Annotated in this window: 19 protein-coding genes; 7 read left to right on the top strand and 12 right to left on the bottom strand. The window is 73.2% G+C overall.

The genetic code is table 11. The features are described 5' to 3' along the window. Entirely contained in the window at window positions 1-579 is a 579-nt protein-coding gene (locus tag AB3388_RS26530) for a gamma carbonic anhydrase family protein (protein ID WP_495408334.1), read from the bottom strand. A gap of 47 nt (window positions 580-626) precedes the next feature. Here AB3388_RS26530 and AB3388_RS26535 point away from each other — a divergent pair, with 47 nt between their 5' ends. After that, complete coding sequence (locus AB3388_RS26535; RefSeq protein WP_495408335.1) at window positions 627-1,661, top strand: uroporphyrinogen decarboxylase family protein; 1,035 nt, start codon at window positions 627-629, stop codon at window positions 1,659-1,661. Between the two features lie 82 nt (window positions 1,662-1,743). On the opposite strand, the gene AB3388_RS26540 is transcribed toward AB3388_RS26535, so the two are convergent. Together AB3388_RS26540 and AB3388_RS26545 are read right to left on the bottom strand one after the other, a co-directional pair. Continuing rightward, the gene (locus AB3388_RS26540) at window positions 1,744-2,634 is read right to left on the bottom strand and encodes an NAD(P)H-hydrate dehydratase (protein WP_495408336.1); all 891 of its coding nucleotides are present in this window, start codon (window positions 2,632-2,634) and stop codon (window positions 1,744-1,746) included. Then, a complete protein-coding gene (locus AB3388_RS26545) occupies window positions 2,615-3,355 on the bottom strand; it encodes a histidine phosphatase family protein (RefSeq protein ID WP_495408337.1) in 741 nt (246 codons plus the stop codon). Before AB3388_RS26545 ends, AB3388_RS26540 begins: the two co-directional genes overlap by 20 nt. Window positions 3,356-3,402: 47 nt before the next feature. On the opposite strand from AB3388_RS26545, the gene AB3388_RS26550 reads away from it, so the two are divergent. Then, window positions 3,403-3,981 carry a YdeI/OmpD-associated family protein gene (locus AB3388_RS26550; RefSeq protein ID WP_495408338.1) on the top strand — a complete coding sequence of 193 codons (579 nt, stop codon included), beginning with the start codon at window positions 3,403-3,405 and terminating at the stop codon, window positions 3,979-3,981. A gap of 6 nt (window positions 3,982-3,987) precedes the next feature. On the opposite strand, the gene AB3388_RS26555 is transcribed toward AB3388_RS26550, so the two are convergent. Genes AB3388_RS26555 through AB3388_RS26565 form a run of 3 tightly spaced genes read right to left on the bottom strand, consistent with a single transcriptional unit; the run spans window position 3,988 to window position 8,181 of the window. Next, window positions 3,988-4,350: an antibiotic biosynthesis monooxygenase family protein gene (locus tag AB3388_RS26555; protein WP_495408339.1), complete on the bottom strand. Its 363-nt coding sequence runs from the start codon at window positions 4,348-4,350 to the stop codon at window positions 3,988-3,990. Continuing rightward, on the bottom strand, window positions 4,316-5,755 hold the full coding sequence (locus AB3388_RS26560; protein WP_495408340.1) for a pentapeptide repeat-containing protein: 1,440 nt from the start codon (window positions 5,753-5,755) through the stop codon (window positions 4,316-4,318). Before AB3388_RS26560 ends, AB3388_RS26555 begins: the two co-directional genes overlap by 35 nt. Further along, on the bottom strand, window positions 5,746-8,181 hold the full coding sequence (locus tag AB3388_RS26565; RefSeq protein ID WP_495408341.1) for a hypothetical protein: 2,436 nt from the start codon (window positions 8,179-8,181) through the stop codon (window positions 5,746-5,748). Before AB3388_RS26565 ends, AB3388_RS26560 begins: the two co-directional genes overlap by 10 nt. 166 nt (window positions 8,182-8,347) lie before the next feature. On the opposite strand from AB3388_RS26565, the gene AB3388_RS26570 reads away from it, so the two are divergent. After that, window positions 8,348-9,085, top strand: coding sequence for a GNAT family N-acetyltransferase (locus AB3388_RS26570; protein WP_495408342.1), 738 nt, complete (start codon window positions 8,348-8,350; stop codon window positions 9,083-9,085). Window positions 9,086-9,118: 33 nt separating this feature from the next. On the opposite strand, the gene AB3388_RS26575 is transcribed toward AB3388_RS26570, so the two are convergent. The 4 genes from AB3388_RS26575 to AB3388_RS26590 all read right to left on the bottom strand — a co-directional run bounded on the left by AB3388_RS26575 (window position 9,119) and on the right by AB3388_RS26590 (window position 14,088). Next, window positions 9,119-10,150 (bottom strand): C40 family peptidase, encoded by a 1,032-nt coding sequence (locus AB3388_RS26575; RefSeq protein ID WP_495408343.1) that lies wholly within the window; start codon window positions 10,148-10,150, stop codon window positions 9,119-9,121. A gap of 421 nt (window positions 10,151-10,571) precedes the next feature. Further along, the gene (locus AB3388_RS26580; RefSeq protein WP_495408344.1) at window positions 10,572-10,874 is read right to left on the bottom strand and encodes a hypothetical protein; all 303 of its coding nucleotides are present in this window, start codon (window positions 10,872-10,874) and stop codon (window positions 10,572-10,574) included. A 240-nt stretch (window positions 10,875-11,114) separates the two neighbouring features. After that, window positions 11,115-12,503: a metallopeptidase TldD-related protein gene (locus tag AB3388_RS26585; RefSeq protein WP_495408345.1), complete on the bottom strand. Its 1,389-nt coding sequence runs from the start codon at window positions 12,501-12,503 to the stop codon at window positions 11,115-11,117. A 73-nt stretch (window positions 12,504-12,576) separates the two neighbouring features. After that, the gene (locus AB3388_RS26590; RefSeq protein ID WP_495408346.1) at window positions 12,577-14,088 is read right to left on the bottom strand and encodes a TldD/PmbA family protein; all 1,512 of its coding nucleotides are present in this window, start codon (window positions 14,086-14,088) and stop codon (window positions 12,577-12,579) included. Window positions 14,089-14,131: 43 nt separating this feature from the next. Between AB3388_RS26590 and AB3388_RS26595 the strand changes: the two genes are divergently transcribed. After that, on the top strand, window positions 14,132-14,932 hold the full coding sequence (locus AB3388_RS26595; RefSeq protein ID WP_495408347.1) for an MBL fold metallo-hydrolase: 801 nt from the start codon (window positions 14,132-14,134) through the stop codon (window positions 14,930-14,932). 27 nt (window positions 14,933-14,959) lie between these two features. On the opposite strand, the gene AB3388_RS26600 is transcribed toward AB3388_RS26595, so the two are convergent. Then, window positions 14,960-16,261 (bottom strand): amidohydrolase family protein, encoded by a 1,302-nt coding sequence (locus tag AB3388_RS26600; protein WP_495408348.1) that lies wholly within the window; start codon window positions 16,259-16,261, stop codon window positions 14,960-14,962. Between the two features lie 112 nt (window positions 16,262-16,373). Between AB3388_RS26600 and AB3388_RS26605 the strand changes: the two genes are divergently transcribed. The 3 genes from AB3388_RS26605 to AB3388_RS26615 are packed head-to-tail and all read left to right on the top strand — an operon-like array spanning window position 16,374 to window position 18,300. Then, complete coding sequence (locus AB3388_RS26605; protein ID WP_495408349.1) at window positions 16,374-17,027, top strand: DedA family protein; 654 nt, start codon at window positions 16,374-16,376, stop codon at window positions 17,025-17,027. Further along, window positions 17,024-17,695 (top strand): HAD-IA family hydrolase, encoded by a 672-nt coding sequence (locus AB3388_RS26610; RefSeq protein WP_495408350.1) that lies wholly within the window; start codon window positions 17,024-17,026, stop codon window positions 17,693-17,695. Before AB3388_RS26605 ends, AB3388_RS26610 begins: the two co-directional genes overlap by 4 nt. Continuing rightward, window positions 17,692-18,300: an alpha/beta hydrolase family protein gene (locus tag AB3388_RS26615; RefSeq protein WP_495408351.1), complete on the top strand. Its 609-nt coding sequence runs from the start codon at window positions 17,692-17,694 to the stop codon at window positions 18,298-18,300. The genes AB3388_RS26610 and AB3388_RS26615 overlap by 4 nt, the downstream gene beginning before the upstream one ends. Here the strand turns inward: AB3388_RS26615 and AB3388_RS26620 are convergent. After that, window positions 18,289-18,849 carry a TetR/AcrR family transcriptional regulator gene (locus AB3388_RS26620; protein ID WP_495408352.1) on the bottom strand — a complete coding sequence of 187 codons (561 nt, stop codon included), beginning with the start codon at window positions 18,847-18,849 and terminating at the stop codon, window positions 18,289-18,291. The two genes, AB3388_RS26615 and AB3388_RS26620, sit on opposite strands and share 12 nt — an antisense overlap. Window positions 18,850-18,866 lie beyond the last annotated feature (17 nt).

Below are 18,866 nucleotides of genomic sequence, written 5' to 3' on the forward strand. Positions count from 1 at the left end.
TCAGGGGCCGTCGTCCCCGGGCACGATCCCGGCGGGGGGCAGCTTCTGGCGGACCACCGGGCGTACCCGCCGCGCGGTGGGCAGCCGGTCGGTGTAGCTGGCCGCGTTGCCGACGATGTGCTGCCGGTCGTCGTCGTTCGCCTGCCGGAGCACCTTGGCCGGGACGCCGCCGACGACCGAGCGCGGCGGCACCTGAGTGCCCGGCGTGACGACGGCGCCGGCGGCCACGATGGACCCGGTGCCGATGCGCGCGCCGTTCATCACCACGCTGCCCATGCCGACGAGCACGTCGTCCTCGACGTGCGCGCCGTGCAGGACGACGTTGTGGCCGACGGTGACGCCGCGGCCGATCACCAGCGGGAAGCCCGGGTCGGAGTGCAGCGTGCTGCAGTCCTGGACGTTCGAGCCCTCCCCGATCTCGATCACCTCGTGGTCGGCCCGGGCGACCGCGCCGTACCAGATGCTCGATCGGGGACCCATCGTCACCGCGCCGACGACCACCGCCGTCGGCGCCACGAACGCCTCGTCGTCGATCTTCGGCGCGCCGAAGTCGAGTTCCGCGATGTAGTTCTCCGCCACGGGCCCACCGTGGCAGAGGGAGGGCCGGGGCGCGAGAGGATGGGCGCATGCCGCGTCCGCTCTCTCCGCTGGCCACCTCGATCGTCGGCAGCCTGCCGCAGCCCGCGTGGCTGATCGACCGCGACCGGCTGGCGCACCAGTTCCCGCCCCGGGTCCGCGCCGCGGAGCTGTGGCGGGTCGCGCCGGAGCTCCTGGAGGAGGCCCAGGACGACGCCACCCTGCTGGCGATCCGCGCCCAGGAGGAGGCGGGGCTGGACATCCTCACCGACGGCGAGATCCGCCGGGAGTCCTACTCGAACCACTTCGCCACCGCCATCGACGGCATCGACCTCGACAACCCCGGCACGGTGCTCAACCGCTCCGGCAGGCCGATCCCGGTGCCCCGGGTGACCGGCGAGCTGCGCCGCCCGCGCCCCATCCAGGCCGACGACGTCCGCTTCCTGCGCGCGGCCACCGACCGGACCGTGAAGATCACCGTGCCCGGGCCGTTCACGATGGCCCAGCAGGCCCAGGACGACCACTACGCCGACGACCGTGCGCTGGCGCTGGCCTACGCCGACGTCGTCCGCGCGGAGATCGCCGACCTGTTCGCCGCCGGGGCCGACATCGTGCAGATCGACGAGCCGTGGCTGCAGGCGCGCCCCGAGGTGGCCCGCAAGTACGGCGCCGAGGCGGTCAGCCGGGCCCTGGAGGGCGCGGCCGGGCCGGTGCACGTGCACCTGTGCTTCGGCTACGCGGCGATGGTGGCCGAGCGCCCCGAGGGCTACTCGTTCCTGCCCGAGCTGGCCGACACCCCCGCGGACGCGATCTCGGTGGAGACCGCGCAGTCGCACCTGGACCCGGCGACGCTGCGGCCGCTGCGGGGCAAGGGCATCGCCCTCGGCGTCCTGGACCTCTCCACCCCCGAGGTGGAGACGCCGGAGGTCGTCGCCGACCGCGTCCGCCGGGCCCTGGACGACGTCGACGTGGACAAGCTGATCCTGTCCAGCGACTGCGGCCTGAAGTACCTGCCGCGGGCGTCGGCTGAGGGCAAGATGCGCGCCCTCGCGCAGGCTGCGGAGATCCTGCGCGCCGAGCTCTAGGCGGAACGGTGTGCGTCAGCGGCGCACTTTCGTCGCAGAAGTGCGCCGGCCACGCACACCGATGCCGCGTCGGCGTCCGGGCTCAGATGGCGATCTCGTCGATGACCGCGGGGACCTGAGGCGGGAGCTCGCGGGCGAGGAAGCCCAGCCGGCCGATCGTGGCGGCCAGCCGCTCGCCGGCCCGGCCGTGCAGGTGCGAGCCCCAGACCGCGGCCTGCACCGGCTCGGCGCCGCGCGCCAGCAGGCCGGCCACGATCCCGGCGCGCACGTCGCCGGAGCCCGAGACCCCCAGCCCGGCGCCGCCGCTGTCGTCGCGCCACAGCCGGCCGTCGGGCGCCGCGATCCAGGACGTCGCCCCGCCCAGCCCGACCGCGGCGTTCGCCCGCCCGGCGAGCTCGACGGTGGCCGCGGCGGGGTCCTCCTCCAGCTCGTCCTGTTCCACGTGCAACGCGATGGCCAGCTCGGTCGGGTTGGGCGTCAGCACCACCCGCGCCTCGAGGTGCCGCAGGCAGGCGACGTCGGCGGTGACGCTGGCCAGGCCGAGCGCGTCCAGGGCGACCGGGCCGGACAGGTACGGCAGCAGCCGGTCGCCGAAGCCCTGGGTCTCCTCCTCGTCCTGCATGCCCGGCCCGATGAGGACCGCGTCGGCGGCCTCGGCGAGGTCCCGGACGGCGTCGGCGGCGTCGGCCCGGATCGCGCCCGACCCGCTCTCCGGCAGCGCGCGCACCAGGGCCTCGGGCAGCGCGGTCGCGGCGAACGGGGCCACCGACTCCGCCGTCGCCACCTGCAGCTTGCCCGCGCCGGCCCGCAGCGCCGCCTCGGCGGCGAGCAGCACCGCGCCGAGGGTCTGGGTGCTGCCGCCGATCACGAGGATCGACCCGCGGGAGTCCTTGCCGCCCGTGGGCTCCGGCAGCGGCCAGTCGCGCAGCAGCGGCGGGGTGACCGGTGCGGCGTCAGGACTGCTCGGCGACATGCGGCTCCTCGGTGACGTCCTCGTCCTGGGCCTCGAGGTGGTCGACGGCGTTGAACGTCACCAGCCGCAGGCCGCCGTCCTCGGTCTCGTACCGGGTGACCGACGCGTTGGCGACCCGCTCGCGGCCGTCGACGTCCAGCAGCTCCTGCTCGGTGAGCTCTTCCAGCACGTACCGGAACACCATGATCACGGCCTGGTGGGCGACGATCATCAGCCGCTCGCCGTCGTGCCGCAGCGCCTCGGTCGCCAGCAGGCTGCGGATCCGCAGCGCGACGTCGGCCCAGCTCTCCCCGCCCGGCGGCCGGTAGTAGAACTTGCCGAGCAGGTCGCGGCGCCGCGCCTCGTCCGGGTACTCCTCACGGATCCCGGCGCCGGTCATCCCGTCGAAGGCGCCGAAGTCGCGCTCCCGCAGCCGCTCGTCGGGGCGGACCCGCAGGCCGAGCGGCTCGGCGGCGAGCTGCGCGGTGGTCAGGGCCCGGGTGAACGGCGAGCTGATCACGGCGGTGGGGCGCTCGCCGTCGGGAAGGTCCGCCATCCAGCGCCCCAGCGCCGTCGCCTGCGCGCAGCCGGTGTCGGACAGGGGGACGTCGGGGTCGCGGACGTCGAGCTCGAGCCGGCCGGCGCCCTGCTCATGGGCGCGCGCGTCGGCGACGTTGCCCATGCTCTCGGCGTGCCGGACCAGCCAGATCGCCGAGGGTCCCGGCATGTGGTCGCTGGTCACGGGAACGGCGGTAGCCGCCGTCCCCGGTCGTGAAACAGGATGGCCCCGTGACGACGCCCTCCGACCTGCCCGTTCACCGGTTCCCCGACCAGGCGTCCTTCGAGGCGTGGCTGGAGTCCGAGCACGAGCGGTGCCCCGGCATCTACGTCGTCCTCGCGAAGAAGGGCGCGCCCGAGCCGACGCTCAAGCAGTCCGAGATGGTCGAGTCGCTGCTCTGCTTCGGCTGGATCGACGGGCGGGCCAACCGGGTCGACGACCACCACTTCACCGTGCGGGTCACGCCGCGGCGGCCGAAGAGCGTCTGGTCGAAGAAGAACGTCGACTGGGTGGGCCGGCTCACCGAGGCTGGCCGGATGCGCCCGGCCGGGCTGGCCGCGGTCCGGGCGGCACAGGCGGACGGCCGGTGGGACCGCGCCTACGCCGGGTCGGCCACGATCACGGTGCCCGACGACCTGGCCGCGGCGCTGGCGGAGCAGCCGGCGGCGGAGCAGTTCTTCGAGGGGCTGGACGGCGCCAACCGCTACGCCGTCCTCTGGCGGGTGCACACGGCCGGCACGCCCGCGACGCGGGCCAAGCGGATCGCCACGCTGGTGCAGATGCTCGCCGAGGGCCGCACCATCCACTGAGGCGTGTCAGGGGGCCGGCGTCGCACCGGCCATCTCACCGACGGCTTCGGCCGAGGCCTGCTGCTGCCCGCGCGACCAGGCGTAGTGCTTCCACTCCGTGGCGATCGTGATGTCGTAGGACTCGAAGAACTCGGCCCTTCCCCGCTCCTGGGTGCGGACGTGGTCGGGTTGCTCGCGCCATTGGGCGATTGACTCGGCCGACTCGAAACGGGCGACGGCGAGCTCGCTGCCGTCCTCTCCCGCGTACCCCTGGATGTCGACGAAGCCGGGGATCTGGCTGACCAGACCCAGCATCTCCGCGAAGGTGTGCTCGTACTCCGCCTGGTCGATGTCCTCACGGGTGTGGATCTTGAACAGGACGATTTCCATCGCCGCTCCCCTGCGGTGCGGGTTGTGCCGGAGCGCCCATGCTGGCATTCGAGAGAACCGCCGTCGAGGGAGACGGCGCCGGCCGCGCAACCGACACCGCGAGACGGTCCCGATCCCCACGGATCTCCGGCAGCTCACCCTCGACCTCGCTCAAGTCGACGCGGCCGCCGGTGGAGGTCGAGCCCGAGAGGTCCAGGACCCCGCTCCGGGTCCGAGCGCCTGAGAAGCGGAGAACGCCGCGGGCGCTCAACCGCACCGGGGCAAAAGCCATGGTGGCGCCTCTCAGCACGGTTCCGCGGAAGCTCACCTCTTGGTCGAAGCGGGCCTCGGAGAAGGACACCAGCCCCAGGAACGTCGCCCGATCGAAGCGGACGATCTCCGGCGCGCTCTGCGGACTGCCAAACCGCGCCTGCGCGAAGGACACACCCCGAGCCTGGGAGGGCACCGACCCGTGGATGACGGCTCGGTCGAACCGCACCCCGCCGCCTACCCCGAGTTCCGCGCCGACGAATGTGACTGCACAGGCGGAGTGAAAGTGAGTGCGGTCGAAAATCACTTCGCCGCCGCTGAAGACGGCCCCGTCGAAGCACACGGAGCCGGCGGAGAACTCCGCCCTGGAGAAGACGACACGAGCTGATTCACCGAAGGTGGCCCCGCGAAAGCTGACTTCGGCACCCCCGAAGACGACGCCGGAGAAGTCCACCGGCCCGATGAAGCGGGCCCCGGCCAGTGACACCTTCCCGGCCGTCAGGACCACGCCTCGGAGGTCGCCGCTGTCGAAGGTCGTTCCGGACAGGTCCAGATCGCACCCGTCCCAGCTGACGCGAGATTCTGGGACGAGCCGCTGGCGGAGCACCGCCAGCGCCGCCCGGCGCTCGTACTCGGAGGCCACCGGCTGTCGGTCCTTGTCGACCGCACGCAGGTACGCGCAGATGACGTCGATGCAACCCTGCCGCTGCGTGGTCCACTCGTCCGCGAGTTGACCCAGGGCCTGCACCGCCGCAACCCGCACCGTGGGGTTGTCGGCGCCGAGCGCACTCGCGGCATCCTGGAAGCGTTGCGAGAGATGGCCGATCCGCCCGAGCCGGAAGCTGCGCGCCGTGTACGTCAACGTGCCGAGGCCGACGCACGCGACGATCGTGGCGATCAGGGCCGTGCGCACGTTGGCCAGCGCTTGGTGCCGCTCCGGGCCGCTGACCGCCGGGGCGCGCGTGAGGACCGCCGGGATGGTCCAGAAAACGAGCACCAGAACTACGAGGACGGCAACCCCAATCCCCGCTCTGCGCCACACCACCGGGTTCACCCGACGCCAGCCGCGGGTGATCCGCCGACCCAATCTCGACAGCAGCCCCCGGACGGTCCGGCGGCGGGTGACACGGGTGATCGGTGGGGTCGTCACGGCCACGCCTGTTCGTGCAGGTCACGGTGCAGCGCCGCGAGGTCGACCTCCTCGAAGTCGGCTCGGAACTGTCGGGCGAACTCCGTGGTCGTGGACTCGAGGTCCGCCACCAGTGGGCCACGCGGAAAGAGGCGCAACGCAAGTGGCAGCGATCCCGAATGGTCGGCGAGCAGCGCGCGGAGCTCGGGGCCGTCCTCGGCAGGCGGTCGGCCGAGCCCCGTCATCACGACGCGAGACATCTCCACGGCGCACGCCACGGCGGCGTCCACGTCCTCCGTCAGCTCGCGCAGCCGGTTGATCGCACGCGCTCGGATGTCGACGTAGAACTGCAGCGTGTAGGCGTCCGGAACCGACTCGTCCGGGTCCCCGGCGAAGTGGAAGAGGTAGGCGTGGAGCACGGCCCGCCCGTACCACGTCGAGGCACGCAGCCGGTCTGCCGGCCAGGTGCAGTCACCCCGCAGGCGGTGGAGGTTGCTCACCAGTTCCTCATCGACCTCGGACAGACCCGGGGCGCTGGTCGGCTGAACCGCGTTGGCGGATTGCCGCCACAGGTCGCGGATGGAGTTCAGCTCTCCGTTCTCTAGTCGCAGGTCCGCTCTCTCGAAGGCGATCCAGGCGGGGCTCCACGCATCCTCTCCCAAGAAGAGATCGGCGGCGCGTTCGTAGTACTTGTCCGCCTTCGCCATGTGCCCGGTCTGGTAGCGCCAGGTGTGCGCCAGGAACACGTTGATCAGCGCGGCCACGTGTCGAGCTTCCGCGGACGCCGACACGTTCGCCCCCTTATGCAATCCGCAGGCCCACTGTGCCTGGAGGAGCGCATCCCGGACATCCGCCCAGTCAGCATCCCGCGGCTTGACCGAGCGCAGGGGGTAGCTGTGGATGAACCTCCTCAGGGCGCTGTGGAGGTCAACCAGGTCGGACCACGACCGGTTCTCCGGATCGGCCTGCGCTGGAGGAGCTTCGAGGCCGACGGCGTCGGACGCGTGGCGCCTGGCCAGTTGCCCCAGGTCGGCGAGCAACTGGTCGCAGAAGTCGAAGTGGACGTAGTTGCCCCACCACCAGAAGGCATCGAAGAAGACTCGCGCGAACTCCAGCAGGATGGCGGGTCGGCGTTCCGGCTCCGTGAAGCCGCAGTGATAGAGCCACTCACGCTTGCGGCTCTGCCACACCGGATCCTCGTAGGTGAAGGCCTCCCCGTAGCTGGTGGCGCTGCCAGTGCCTCCCTCGGACAGAAGGGCGGCGTGGTAGTACTCGGCCGCTCGGCGGTGCAACGTGGTGAACCGTCCTCGGTCGATGCGGGCCATCCGTTCCGCGAGGGAATCACGCACGAACGAGTGCAGACGGAGTGAACCCTGCTCGCCCCAGGGCTTCTCCACGAACGGGAGGCGCTCGAGTTCCGCGAGGACCACCTTGACGTCCTCATCCCTCACCGGCGGGTCCGTGAGCAGGTACCGAAGGAGGTCCGGCGATAGGGACCGCGGAACGGCAGCAGCGCCCAGAGCCCGGTCCAGGAGCGAGCTGCCCGCCTGGGCGGCCAACTGCTCGGCAAGCCAGGCGACTCGTTCGGCCCGTTGCGGCGGGAGCTGTTGCAACACGTGCTGCGGATCCACGGACGGCGAGGACTGGCTGCGCCAGATGAGGTTGCAGATGATCGTCAGGGTCGCCGGGTGTCCCTCTGTGACCTCGAAGATCTTTCGAACCACGGGATCCGGCACGGGGCCGCCCACGACGTTGATGTCCAGGTAGTCGCGCACCTCATCGACATCAAGGTTGCCGAGGACGAACTCTCGCCAGGCCTCGGTCTGCACCGGTAGCCGGGGACGTCCTGGCTCGCGGCTGATGATCGCGACAGTGGTGGTCATCTCCGCCAGGATCTCGGCCAGCCAGTGACCCAGCTCCTGATCGGCCACCGCATCGGCGTTGTCCAGGAGCAGCATTCGCGAGTGGCCTGCCGAGGCAGCGTTCCAGTGCTCCAGGAAGCGGTCCCGGACGGTGCAGGCGGCCTCACGCCACGCGTCGGCCAGCTCGCTGGGTGCCGGACCGTGGGTCAGCTCCCGAACGCTCTCCTCGACGCTGTAGATGCGCCGTCCGAGGATCTCGGCGTTATAGGCGTCTGCGACCTGCGCCTCGAAGGCGGGCACCGCCCCGGGCGGCCCCGCTGCCGACAGCAATGAGGTGAGGAGACGGGTGAAGTGGTGGAAGCTGCCCTGGACCGCCCCGACCGAGGCCGTGGGACCGATCTCCTCGTGATGACCGGGGTCGTAGTCCTCCAGCCGCACGAGGACCGGCCGCACGTCGTCCGTGGCTGCCGCTCTCACGTGCTCGAGCAGGAACGTCTTGCCCGTTCCGAGCTCGCCTCGAAGATCAGCGAACCAAGCCCTGTCCCGCTGCGCGTGCATTATCTGGTGGATCACGTCGTCGCGACCGATCATCTGACCGCACCCTCCCCCAGCGCCGCGGACGGTCGACTCGGGACTCGCGACCGAGTCTGCAGCGGGCGCGCGCTCAGCATGGCGTCGGCGGACTGTTCGGGCTAGTTTCCGCCGCGCGGCAGCCGCGCTCTGGTGACGAGGAACCGCGAATAGCACACTTCCGCGCATGAGTGACGACGTCGGGACGGCGGATTTTGTCGCGTGGCATGCCGGGACGGCGACGGCGCTGGCCGACGCGGATGACGAACTCCTGACTCGGCTGTACCACGACCTCATGGAGCCGGCCTTCCCTCCGGCGGAGCTCATGACGATCGACGAGTTCGGTGCTGCCCGCACTGACGCGGCGACGGGCGGCACCGTGCTCCAGCAGGACGGCACGCCGCTCGCCGGCATGGTCACAGAGGACTACCTGGACGGCGCGGTACGGCTGCTCGCCTATCTCGTGGTGAGCGCCCGCCTTCGCGGCCATGGGCTTGGCGCACGTCTGCTGCGGACGCTTCGGCCGGCGAGGCCGTCAGGTCTCGTGCTCGCCGAGATAGAAGATCCGCGATTCCACAGCATGAACGAGCGGGCGGATCCGATGGCGCGGCTGCGCTTCTACCAGCGTGAAGGGTGCCGCCTGCTCCCCCTGCCCTACGTCCAGCCATCGCTCCGGCCGGGTTCACCCCGGGTCGAGGGGCTGCTCCTGATCACCATCGGCGACACCGGAGATCATGTAGACGGAGAGCTGATCGCCGCATTCCTCGACGAGTACTACGGCCTGTGCGAGGGCGAGGTGGTCGTACGGAACGACCCGGCCTACCACTCGTTGCGGGCCGCGGCGACCGCGGGTCCCGGCGGTCGGCTACCACTCCTGTCGCTCAGCGACCTCGACGCTGCCCGTCCGTCGCCGACGGGTCCATGACGCCGGTACGTGCTCCGGAACGCTGAGCCGGGGTCAGCCGAGGGCGACGCGGCGGGCGCCGGCGTAGCCGGCCATGTCGACGCTGGTGACGGCGACCGGCTGCCCGAAGGTGCGGGCGTGCACCATCATCCCGTTGCCGATGTAGAGGCCCACGTGGCTGACCGGCGAGTAGAAGTACACGAGGTCGCCCGGCTGCAGCTCGGAGCGGGAGACCGCCTGACCCATCCGGGACTGCGCGGCGCTGGAGTGCGGCAGGGACAGGCCGGCCGCGGCGAAGGCGTACATCGTCAGCCCGGAGCAGTCGAAGCCGCCGGGCCCCGCCGAGCCGTAGACGTAGGGCTTGCCGACCTGCGCCAGGGCCGCGCGGATGGCGGTCGCGACGATCTCGCTCGGCGCCCCGGCCGCGACGGCGTCGGCGTCGGGCGCGGCCAGCGACGGCCCGGCGAGCGCGGTGGTCACCCGGGCCTGCTCCGCGGCGCTCAGCCGCTCGAAGTCGGCCTGGTACCGGTCGATCTGCTGCTGCAGCTGCGCCTGCTGGTCCTGCAGCTGCGCGAGCGAGGACTGCGCCTGCGCGGCGGCCTGGTCGGCGGCGGCCTGGGCCTGCTCGGCGGCCTCCTGGGCGACGGCGACGTCGGCGATCACGCTCTCGACGTGGCCGGCGATCATGTCCAGCGTCGTCATCTGGGCGACCAGCTCGCTGGCCGACTCGCTGGTGAGGAAGGCCGCCAGCCGGGACTGGGTGGCGCCGGTGTAGCCGCTCTGCGCGATGGCCCGCAGCTGCGGCTCGTAGGCGTCGACGGCCGCCTGTGCGGTGGCGGCCTGCGCGGCGGCCTCGTCGGCGGCCCGCTGCTGATCGGCGACGAGGAGCTCGGCCTGGTGCACCTGCTCGTCGATCTCGGCCAGCTTCGCGCCGGCCTGCTCGACCAGCTCGCCGGCCTCGGCGGCGGTGCCGGGGGCTGCGGAGGCAGGGGTGGTCACCGTTCCGGCGACCGAGGCAGCCAGCGCCGCGGTCAGCACCAGAACGGCACGCCTCCAGCGGCGGGTCGTCGTCCGTGTGCGCTGCACCGTCGGCCTCCCTCGGGTCGTCGCGCCACGTCCGGGAAAGGGACGTCGTCGAGCGCGCCGGAACGGACGGTAAGGAGCCGCTGTCGACAAGTAGGGGAGGGCGCGCTGGTCAAGCCCCCCGGTTGACCACAGTCGTCACATCTGCCTCAGCAGGGCCGATGCGCCGCAGGGGTCACCGGGTCGGGCGGCCGAGCCGACGCCGATGGCGCTCTCGACGGTCCGGTCGGTGGCCGGGCGCACCCCGGTGCATGAGGTGGTCGCGCCCGGCGGCCGGGCGGAGGCGGGGAGCCGGGGACCGGTGGTCAGCGCGGTGGGCGGGTGCGCGGTGGGGGGGGCAGGGGCCGCGCAGCGCGGCCCGTCCCGAACATGGCGTTGCCCCTACCCGCGATGCGGGCAGGGGCAACCGCGGCGGGCGCCGGTTTCAGCCGGCGAGGGGCTCGGAGGCGTCCAGCCGGGAGAGGGTCTCGAAGTCGCGGAGGACGCCGGCGAGCTCCTCGGAGGTCCACGGCTCGCAGCAGTCGCAGCCACCCTCGGCGAAGCTGACCAGCCCGAGGCTGCCGCCGTCCTGGTCCTCGGCGATCGCGAGGTGACCGGCCATGGGGTGCCGGTGGCAGGTGCAGGCCGCGGCGCACAGGCCCAGGCCCCAGCCGGAGATGACGACGGTGCGGCCGTCGTCGCGGATCTTGCCGATCTGGAAGACCGACGGCTTGCGGGTCCGGTTCACGGATGCCTCCCCCTCGACAGCCCCGCAACAGGGCGGGACCAGGCGTGCGCTGTGCCCTGCACATCAACGCCTTCATCGGCGCGTCACACCACGTGCTTGAGCGGGTGCTATCCGTGCAGTGGACAGAGCGTAACAACGCAAATACGCCCAAGGGGAGTACTTCCGGCACTTGTTGGGTAGCCCGGCGTGTTCGAGCCGCCGCCCTTGGCGAAAGACGACAGCCGCGGAACCGAGCAGACGTCAGCTGGCGGGGCTGACGCTGCTCATGTTGAAGTCCGGCACCCGCAGCGGGGCCATCGCCGTCCGGGTGAACCAGTCGTTCCACTCGCGCGGCAGGGTCCGCTCGGTGCGCCCGGCCTCGGTGACGCGGGCGAGCAGGTCGACCGGCGACTCGTTGAACCGGAAGTTGTTCACCGCCCCGGTGACCTCGCCGTTCTCGACGAGGAAGACGCCGTCCCGGGTCAGCCCGGTGAGCAGCAGGGTCTGCGGGTCGACCTCGCGGATGTACCAGAGGGTGGTGAGCAGCAGCCCGCGCTCGGTGGCGGCGACCATCTCGTCGAGCGTCGCGGTCGCCGAGGGGTCCTCGAGGATCAGGTTGTCGACGGCCCCGATCGCCGGCGCCGTCGTCCTCAGCGCCCACGCCCGCGGGCGCATGAGGTTGGCCAGGACGCCGTCCCGGATCCAGTCGACCGCCGGCGTGGCCATGCCGTTGTCGAAGACCGACGCCGCCCCCGACGAGGAGCCGACCACCTGGAACGGCGCGGCCTCCAGGCCCGGGGCGTGCGGGTCGCTGCGCAGGGTCAGCGGCAGGGCGGCCAGCCGCTCCCCGATCCGGTTGCCGCCGCCGGGCTTGGCGAAGACGTTGCGCCCCTCGTCGGCGTCGCGGGCCTGCATCGTCCACCAGGCGTAGATGTAGAGATCGCTGACCGCGGACGGCGGCAGGACGGTCTCGTAGCGCCCGGCCGGCAGCTCGACGCGGCGCCGGGACCACACCAGCTTCTGCTGCACCTGGCCGGCGAGGTCGGGCACGGAGACGTCGGCGAAGTCGCGGGTGCCCATCCCGGCCCAGACCGACCGGCTGAAGTCGGCGCTCTTGCCGTTCAGCTCGACCCGGCCGGTCGGCTGGTCGTGGCGCAGCCGCAGCCCTGTGGAGCTGCCGAGGTAGGTGGTCGCCATCTGGTGCTCGGCGAAGCCGAAGAGCAGCTCGTCGCGGTCGCGCGCCGCGCCGAACGCCTCGCCCAGCTGCGGGGCGAAGTCGCGGAAGACCTCGATCGACGTCTGCGCCGGCTCGGCCGACCAGTCCCCCGAGCCGGACGGCGCCTCGCTGATCAGGGGGACGGCGTCCTCGGCCGGCCCGGCGTCGCGGGCGGCCTGCTCGCTGGCCGCCACCAGCGCGGCGATGTCCGGGTTCCCGGTGCGCGCCACCGTGCCGGCCGCCATCCCCGCGCCGCCGTCGACGAAGGAGATGACCACCACCTGGCGCGAGCGCATCGAGCCGTTGGTGGTAAGGCTGTTCTTCGCCCACCGGAGGTTGGCCTCCGAGCTCTCGACGACGAAGGCGACCTGCCCGTCGGCGGTGGAGGCGGCCAGCGCCTTCTCCACCACGTCCTGCGGCGTCAGCGCGCTCATGCTGTCTCCTCGCTGGCGTTCGTCGTCAGCGTTCGCGACGCTGCTGTGCTCCCGGCTGAGCTCGCAAGCTCGCTCATCTGCCGGCCTCCTGCACGGTGTTGAGGATGTTCACCTGGTCGAAGCGCGCCGCCGGGCAGCCGTGGCTCACCGGCGCGGTCTGCCCCGGCTGGGCCTTGCCGCAGTTCATCGCGCCGCCGAGCACGTAGGTCTGCGGGCCGCCGACCACCGACATCGCGCCCCAGAAGTCCGTCGTCGTGGCCTGGTAGGCGACGTCGCGCAGCTGACCGGCCAGCTGACCGCCCCGGATGCGGTAGAAGCGCTGGCCGGTGAACTGGAAGTTGTAGCGCTGCATGTCGATCGACCAGCTCTTGTCGCCGACGACGAAGATGCCGTGGTCGACACCGGCGATGATCTCCTCGGTCGACGGGCCGCCGGGCGCCGGCTGGAGGGAGACGTTGGGCATCCGCTGCACCGGCGTGTGCCCGGGGCTGTCGGCGAACGCGCAGCCGTTGGACCGCGGCAGGCCGCGCAGGCGGGCCATGTTGCGGTCGACCTGGTACCCGACGAGGACGCCGTCCCTGATGATGTCCCACTGCTGGCCGGCGACGCCCTCGTCGTCCCAGCCCACCGTGGACAGCCCGTGCGGCGCGCTGCGGTCGCCGGTGACGTTCATCAGCGGCGACCCGTACCGCAGCGTGCCGAGCCGGTCGACGGTCGCGAAGCTCGTCCCCGCGTAGGCGGCCTCGTAGCCCAGCGCCCGGTCGAGCTCGGTGGCGTGGCCGATCGACTCGTGGATGGTCAGGAACAGGTTCGACGGGTCGATGACCAGGTCGTAGCGGCCGGCCTCCACCGACGGCGCCTTGGTCTTCTCGCGGAGCAGCTCGGGGATCTCGGCGAGCTCCCCGCGCCAGTCCCAGCCGCTGCCGGTGAGGTACTCCCAGCCGCGGCCCACCGGCGGGGCCAGCGTGCGCATGCTCTCGAACTGCCCGGTCGCCCGGTCCACGGTCAGCGCGGTGAACTCCGGGTGGATGCGCACCCGCTGCTGCCGGGTGCGGGTGCCGGCGGTGTCGGCGTAGTACTTCTGCTCCTTGACGTGCATGCAGCTCGACTGCACGTGCTCGACGCCGTCGGCGGCGATGAGCTGCTCGGAGAGCTCGGTCAGCAGGCCGGTCTTGTCGGCGTCGGGGACGTCGAAGGGGTCGACGGCGTAGTCCGAGACCCACTGCGCGTCGGGGTACACCGGCTCGGGGGCGAGCTCGACGCGGTCGGTGTTGATCGCCGCGGAGACCCGGGCGACGGTGACGGCCTCCTCGGCCAGCCGCACCGCCTCGGCCGCGGTGAGGACGACGCCGGCGGCGAAGCCCCACGTCCCCTCGTGGATCACGCGGACCGACAGGCCGAGGTCCTCGCCGTCGGCCAGCGACTCGAGGCGGGCGTCGCGCAGGGTGATGGTCTGCGTGCGGATGCGCTCGACCCGGATGTCGGCGTGCTCGCACCCCAGATCGACCGCGCGGGTGAGCGCGGCGTCGGTCAGCGCGGACAGCGGCAGCGCCAGGAAGGACTGGTCGACGGTTCGGGCGGACACCCCCCTTGTCTACCAGCCGCAACCCCGCGGGTAGGGAGGTCGGATGCCTGGTGCGGACGACGTGACGATGACCTTCGGCGGCAACGCCACGATGCTGCTGCGCATCGGGCCGTTCACGCTGCTGACCGATCCGAACTTCCTGCACCGCGGGCAGCGCGCCTACCTGGGCAAGGGGCTGTGGGCCAAGCGGCTGACCGAGCCGGCCCTGCAGCCCACCCAGCTGCCGGCGCTGGACGGGATCCTGCTCTCGCACCTGCACGCCGACCACTGGGACCGCATCGCCACCCGCTCCCTGCCCCGGTCGACCCCGGTCGTGACCACGCCGAAGGCGGCGAAGGCGCTGTCCCGCCGCGGCTTCTCCGAGACCGCTGACCTCGCGCCCTGGCGGACCCACGAGTTCACCCGGGACGGGCAGACCCTGCGCATCACCTCGACGCCCGGCGTCCACGGCCCCGGCCCGATGGGGAAGCTGCTGCCGCCGGTGATGGGCAGCGTGCTGGAGCTGATGAGCGACGGCGCGGTGAGCTGGCGCGGCTACATCAGCGGCGACACCATCTACCGCCCGTGGCTCGGCGAGGTGCTCGAGCGCTGCGGGCCGCTGGACGTCGTCATCCCGCACCTGGGCGGCACGAAGGCGCTCGGCGTCACCGTGACCATGGACGGCCGGCAGGGCGCGGACCTGGTCGAGCTGCTGAAGCCACCGGTCACCGTGCCGGTGCACTTCGACGACTACGACCGCTTCCGGTCCCCGCTGGGCGAGTTCGTCACCGAGGTCGCCCGACGGCAACTCCCCGGGGAGCTGCGCACCGTGCACCGCGGCGAGAGGATCTCGCTGCGGCCCTGAAGCGGAGTCGCTGGAGCGCGGAAAACGTCACCGGGCGACTCCACTCAACCGTGCCGCGCGCTCGGCGACGTCGGCGCGCAGGGCGTCGGCGTCCACGGTGGTGCAGACGCCGTCGCGCACGACCCGGCGGCCGGCGACCCACGTGTCGCGGACCAGCCGCGAGGCGCCCGACCAGACCAGGTGGGTGAGCACGTCCTCGATGTCGCCGACCGGCTCGAACAGCAGCGAGCGGGTGTCGAGGTGCACCAGGTCGGCCTGCCGCCCGGGGGTGAGCCGGCCGAGGTCGGGCCGGCCGATCGCGTCGGCCGCGGCGCCGGTCGCCAGCCACAACGCCTCGGCCGCGGACAGCGCCGTCGCGTCGCCGTCGGCGAGCCGGGCGAGCTGGGCGGCCAGCCGCGCGTCGGCGAGCAGGTCGAGCGCGTCGTTGGACGCCGGGCCGTCGGTGCCCAGGCCCACCCGGATGCCGCGGTCGAGCATGGCGCGCAGCCGGGCCACGCCGCTGGCGAGCTTGGCGTTCGACGCCGGGCAGTGCGCCACGGCCACGTCGTACTCCTGCCACAGCTCGAGGTCGCCGTCGTCCATGTGCACGCAGTGCGCGGCGAGCACCCGCCCGCCCAGGACGTCGTGGGACGCCAGCAGAGCCGGCACCGACAGGCCGTGCCGCTCCAGCAGCTCGTCGCCCTCGGTCGCGGTCTCGGCGACGTGCAGGTGCAGCAGCAGGTTGTGCTCGCGGGCGGCCGCGGCGGCCTTGGTCAGGATCGGCAGCGGCAGCGTGTAGGCGGCGTGCGGGCCGATCCCGTACTCGATCGTGCCGCCGGCCGGCGTTCCGGCCGCGAGCTCGACGGCGTCGCGCAGCTGGTCCTCCAGCGAGGGCATGCCGGGCAGCGGCAGCAGCGGGTTGGCGATGACCGCCCGCGCGCCGGTGGCGGTGACGGCGGCGGCGATCCGCTCGGGGTGGAAGTACATCTCCATGCTGGTGGTGACACCGTTGCGGAGCATCTCCGCCGACGCCGCGGTCATCGCCACCTCGACGTCCTCCGGGGTGAGGCGGCCCTCCCGCGGCCAGATCACCTCGCGCAGCCAGCGGTCCAGCGGCAGCCCCTCGGCCTGGCCGCGGAAGAGCACCATCGGCGCGTGCGAGTGGGTGTTGACCAGGCCCGGCATCAGCACGCCGGGCAGGTCCACGGTCTCGGCATCCGGCGCCGGCGGGGCGTCGGTCGCCGGGCCGACCCAGCGGATCTCGCCGTCGTCCACGTCGAGCACGCCATCGGGGACGACGGTGCCCGCACGGTCGCCGACGACGACGGCGCGGGCGGTGAAGCGCTGCATGCAGGAACGCTAGTAGAAGGACCCCTGCCCCCCACCGCTCGCAGGCTCGCGGCGGGACCCTGCAGGCGGCCGCTCAGGAACCCGGCGTCCCGGGCCTTCGTTGGAGGCTGTCGTGCCGACGCTCGCCGCCACCAGCGGTCCGGGCGGGATCACCGGCTTCCTCTTCGACGCGATCGACCGCCTCGGCGCGATCGGTGTCGGCCTGGCGATCCTGCTCGAGACCGTCGTCCCGCCCATCCCCAGCGAAGTGCTGCTGCCGCTCGCCGGCTACCTGGTCCAGACCGGCCGGGAGAGCCTGCCCGCCGTCTTCCTCCTCGCGACCGCCGGCTCCGTCCTCGGCGCGTGCCTGCTCTACGCGCTGGGCCGCACGCTGGGCCCGGAGCGCAGCAGACGGGCGCTGGCCAGGCTGCCGCTGGTCGAGCGCGGGGACGTCGACCGGGCGTTCACCTGGTTCGAGGCGCACGGCCGCAGCGCGGTGCTGATCGGCCGGCTGGTGCCGGTGGTCCGCAGCTTCGTGTCGGTGCCGGCCGGCGTCGTCCGCATGCCGTTCGGGCAGTTCCTGCTGTACACGACGCTGGGCAGCGCGCTGTGGAACGCGCTGCTCATCGGCGGCGGGATGCTGCTGGGCACGCAGTACGAGCTGGTCGAGCGCTACGTCGGGGCGCTGGACTGGGCGCTGCTCGTGGCCGGCGGGGCCGCCGTGCTGGCGCTGGTCGTCCGCCGGGTGCGCGCCCGCGGGCGGCGGCGCGAGAACATCGACGGGTGACCCGACTCCGGCCCGAGGTCGTCGCCTTCGACGTCAACGAGACGCTGCTCGACCTGGCGCCCGTGGGGGCCGCCCTCGTGGAGGCCGGCGAGCCGGCGCACCTGCTGCCGGCGGTCTTCACCCGCACCCTGCTCACCGGCTTCGCCGCGGCGGCGGTCGGGGGCTGGTGCCGGTTCCGCGACGCCTTCGACGCCGCGCTGGCGCAGCTCACCGACCTGGGACCGGCCGAGCGGGCACAGGTCGCCGACGCGTTCGGGGAGCTGGCCCCGCACCCGGACGTCGAGCCGGCGCTGCGCCGGCTGGCCGAGGGCGGCGTCCGCGCGGTCACCCTCACCCACGGCTCCCCCGGCGTCGCCGAGGCGGCGCTGGAGCGCGGCGGGGTCACCCCGCTGGTCGAGCGGACGCTGTCCAGCGAGCCGATCCGGGCCTGGAAGCCGAACCGCGAGGTCTACCTGTGGGCGGCCGGGGTCTGCGGCGTGGCGCCGGAGCGGCTGGCGCTGGTGGCCGCACACGGCTGGGACGTCCAGGGCGCGCAGCGCGCGGGCCTCACCGGCGCCTGGTTCCCGCGCAGCGAGCGCAGCTACCCCGCGGGGTTCGAGCCGCCGCACGTCACGGCCGCGGACCTGCCCGGCGCCGTGGACGCGCTGCTCGCCCTCCCCACCCGGTGAACGTCGACACCCCGCTGGGTGCGGCCCGGGTGCTGCGCCGCGATCCAGCCGGCGCCGTCCGGGGCACGCTGGTGCTCGGGCACGGCGCGGGCGGAGGCATCGACTCCCCCGACCTGGCCGCGGTGACCGACACGGCCGCCGGCGCCGGCTGGCGGGTGCTCGGCGTCGAGCAGCCGTGGCGGGTCGCCGGCCGGAGGATCGCGCCGGCGCCGGCGCGCCTGGACCTCGCCTGGTCAGCGGTGCTCGCCCGCCTCCGGGACGACGGCACGCTCCTCGGGCCGCTGGTGCTGGGCGGGCGCAGCGCCGGCGCGCGGGTCGCCTGCCGGTCCGCGGCCGAGCAGGGCGCCGCAGGGGTCGTCGCGTTCGCCTTCCCGCTGCACCCGCCCGGCCGGCCGGAGAAGAGCCGCGCCGACGAGCTGGCGCGCGTCGACGTCCCGCTGCTCGTCGTCCAGGGCGAGACCGACGCGTTCGGCGGGCCGGCCGAGGTCGCCGGGGCGGCGCCGCACGCGCAGGTGTGCGGCGTCCCCGGCGACCACGCGCTCAAGAAGGACGTCGCGGCCGTCGTCGCCGCCGTCCTCCCCTGGTTGCGTGCTTTATCGCGATAAAGCACGGAGTTCGGCGAGCGACTCGCGGAGGACGACGGCGAGGTCCCGGTCGGCCGCGCCCGACACCCAGCGCTCGAAGGCGACGCGGAAGACGGCGACGCCGGTCTCCGCGGTGAGGCTCGCGGCGGGCTCGGCCACCCCCCGGCGGCGCAGCGCCTCCCCGAGCGCGGCGGAGAGGCGGGCGAGCTTGATCAGCTCGCGTTCCTGCAGGGCCGGGTGGGCGGCGATGACCTCCTGCCGCCGCGGGAAGTCGGAGGGGATCTCGGCGAACTGCTCCGCGGCGGCGGCCAGCGCGGCGGCGATCACGTCGAGGGGTGCCGCGGCCGGCGCAGCGGCGTCGAGCGCGGCCACCATCCGCTCCTGGAGTGCCTGCCCGCCGTCGAAGAGCACCTCGCGCTTGTCGGCGAAGTGCCGGAAGAACGTCCGCTCGGTGACGCCCGCGCGCTCGGCGATCTGCGCCACCGTCGTCTGCTCGTAGCCGCGCTCTCGGTAGAGCTCCAGCGCCGCCTGTGCGAGCCGTCCGCGCGCGTCGGCCTGCCACCGGCTCATACCGCCGATCCTAGGTG

This window comes from Geodermatophilus sp. SMS 5-13 (assembly GCF_059428245.1).

What these genes read in the sequence shown, in the direction of transcription:
- AB3388_RS26620 (WP_495408352.1), bottom strand. Translation starts at nt 18,849, where the DNA reads ATGAGCCGGTGGCAGGCCGACGCGCGCGGACGGCTCGCACAGGCGGCG.
- AB3388_RS26595 (WP_495408347.1), top strand. Translation starts at nt 14,132, where the DNA reads ATGCCTGGTGCGGACGACGTGACGATGACCTTCGGCGGCAACGCCACG.
- AB3388_RS26570 (WP_495408342.1), top strand. Translation starts at nt 8,348, where the DNA reads ATGAGTGACGACGTCGGGACGGCGGATTTTGTCGCGTGGCATGCCGGG.
- AB3388_RS26540 (WP_495408336.1), bottom strand. Translation starts at nt 2,634, where the DNA reads ATGTCGCCGAGCAGTCCTGACGCCGCACCGGTCACCCCGCCGCTGCTG.
- AB3388_RS26585 (WP_495408345.1), bottom strand. Translation starts at nt 12,503, where the DNA reads ATGAGCGCGCTGACGCCGCAGGACGTGGTGGAGAAGGCGCTGGCCGCC.
- AB3388_RS26600 (WP_495408348.1), bottom strand. Translation starts at nt 16,261, where the DNA reads ATGCAGCGCTTCACCGCCCGCGCCGTCGTCGTCGGCGACCGTGCGGGC.
- AB3388_RS26565 (WP_495408341.1), bottom strand. Translation starts at nt 8,181, where the DNA reads ATGATCGGTCGCGACGACGTGATCCACCAGATAATGCACGCGCAGCGG.
- AB3388_RS26555 (WP_495408339.1), bottom strand. Translation starts at nt 4,350, where the DNA reads ATGGAAATCGTCCTGTTCAAGATCCACACCCGTGAGGACATCGACCAG.
- AB3388_RS26535 (WP_495408335.1), top strand. Translation starts at nt 627, where the DNA reads ATGCCGCGTCCGCTCTCTCCGCTGGCCACCTCGATCGTCGGCAGCCTG.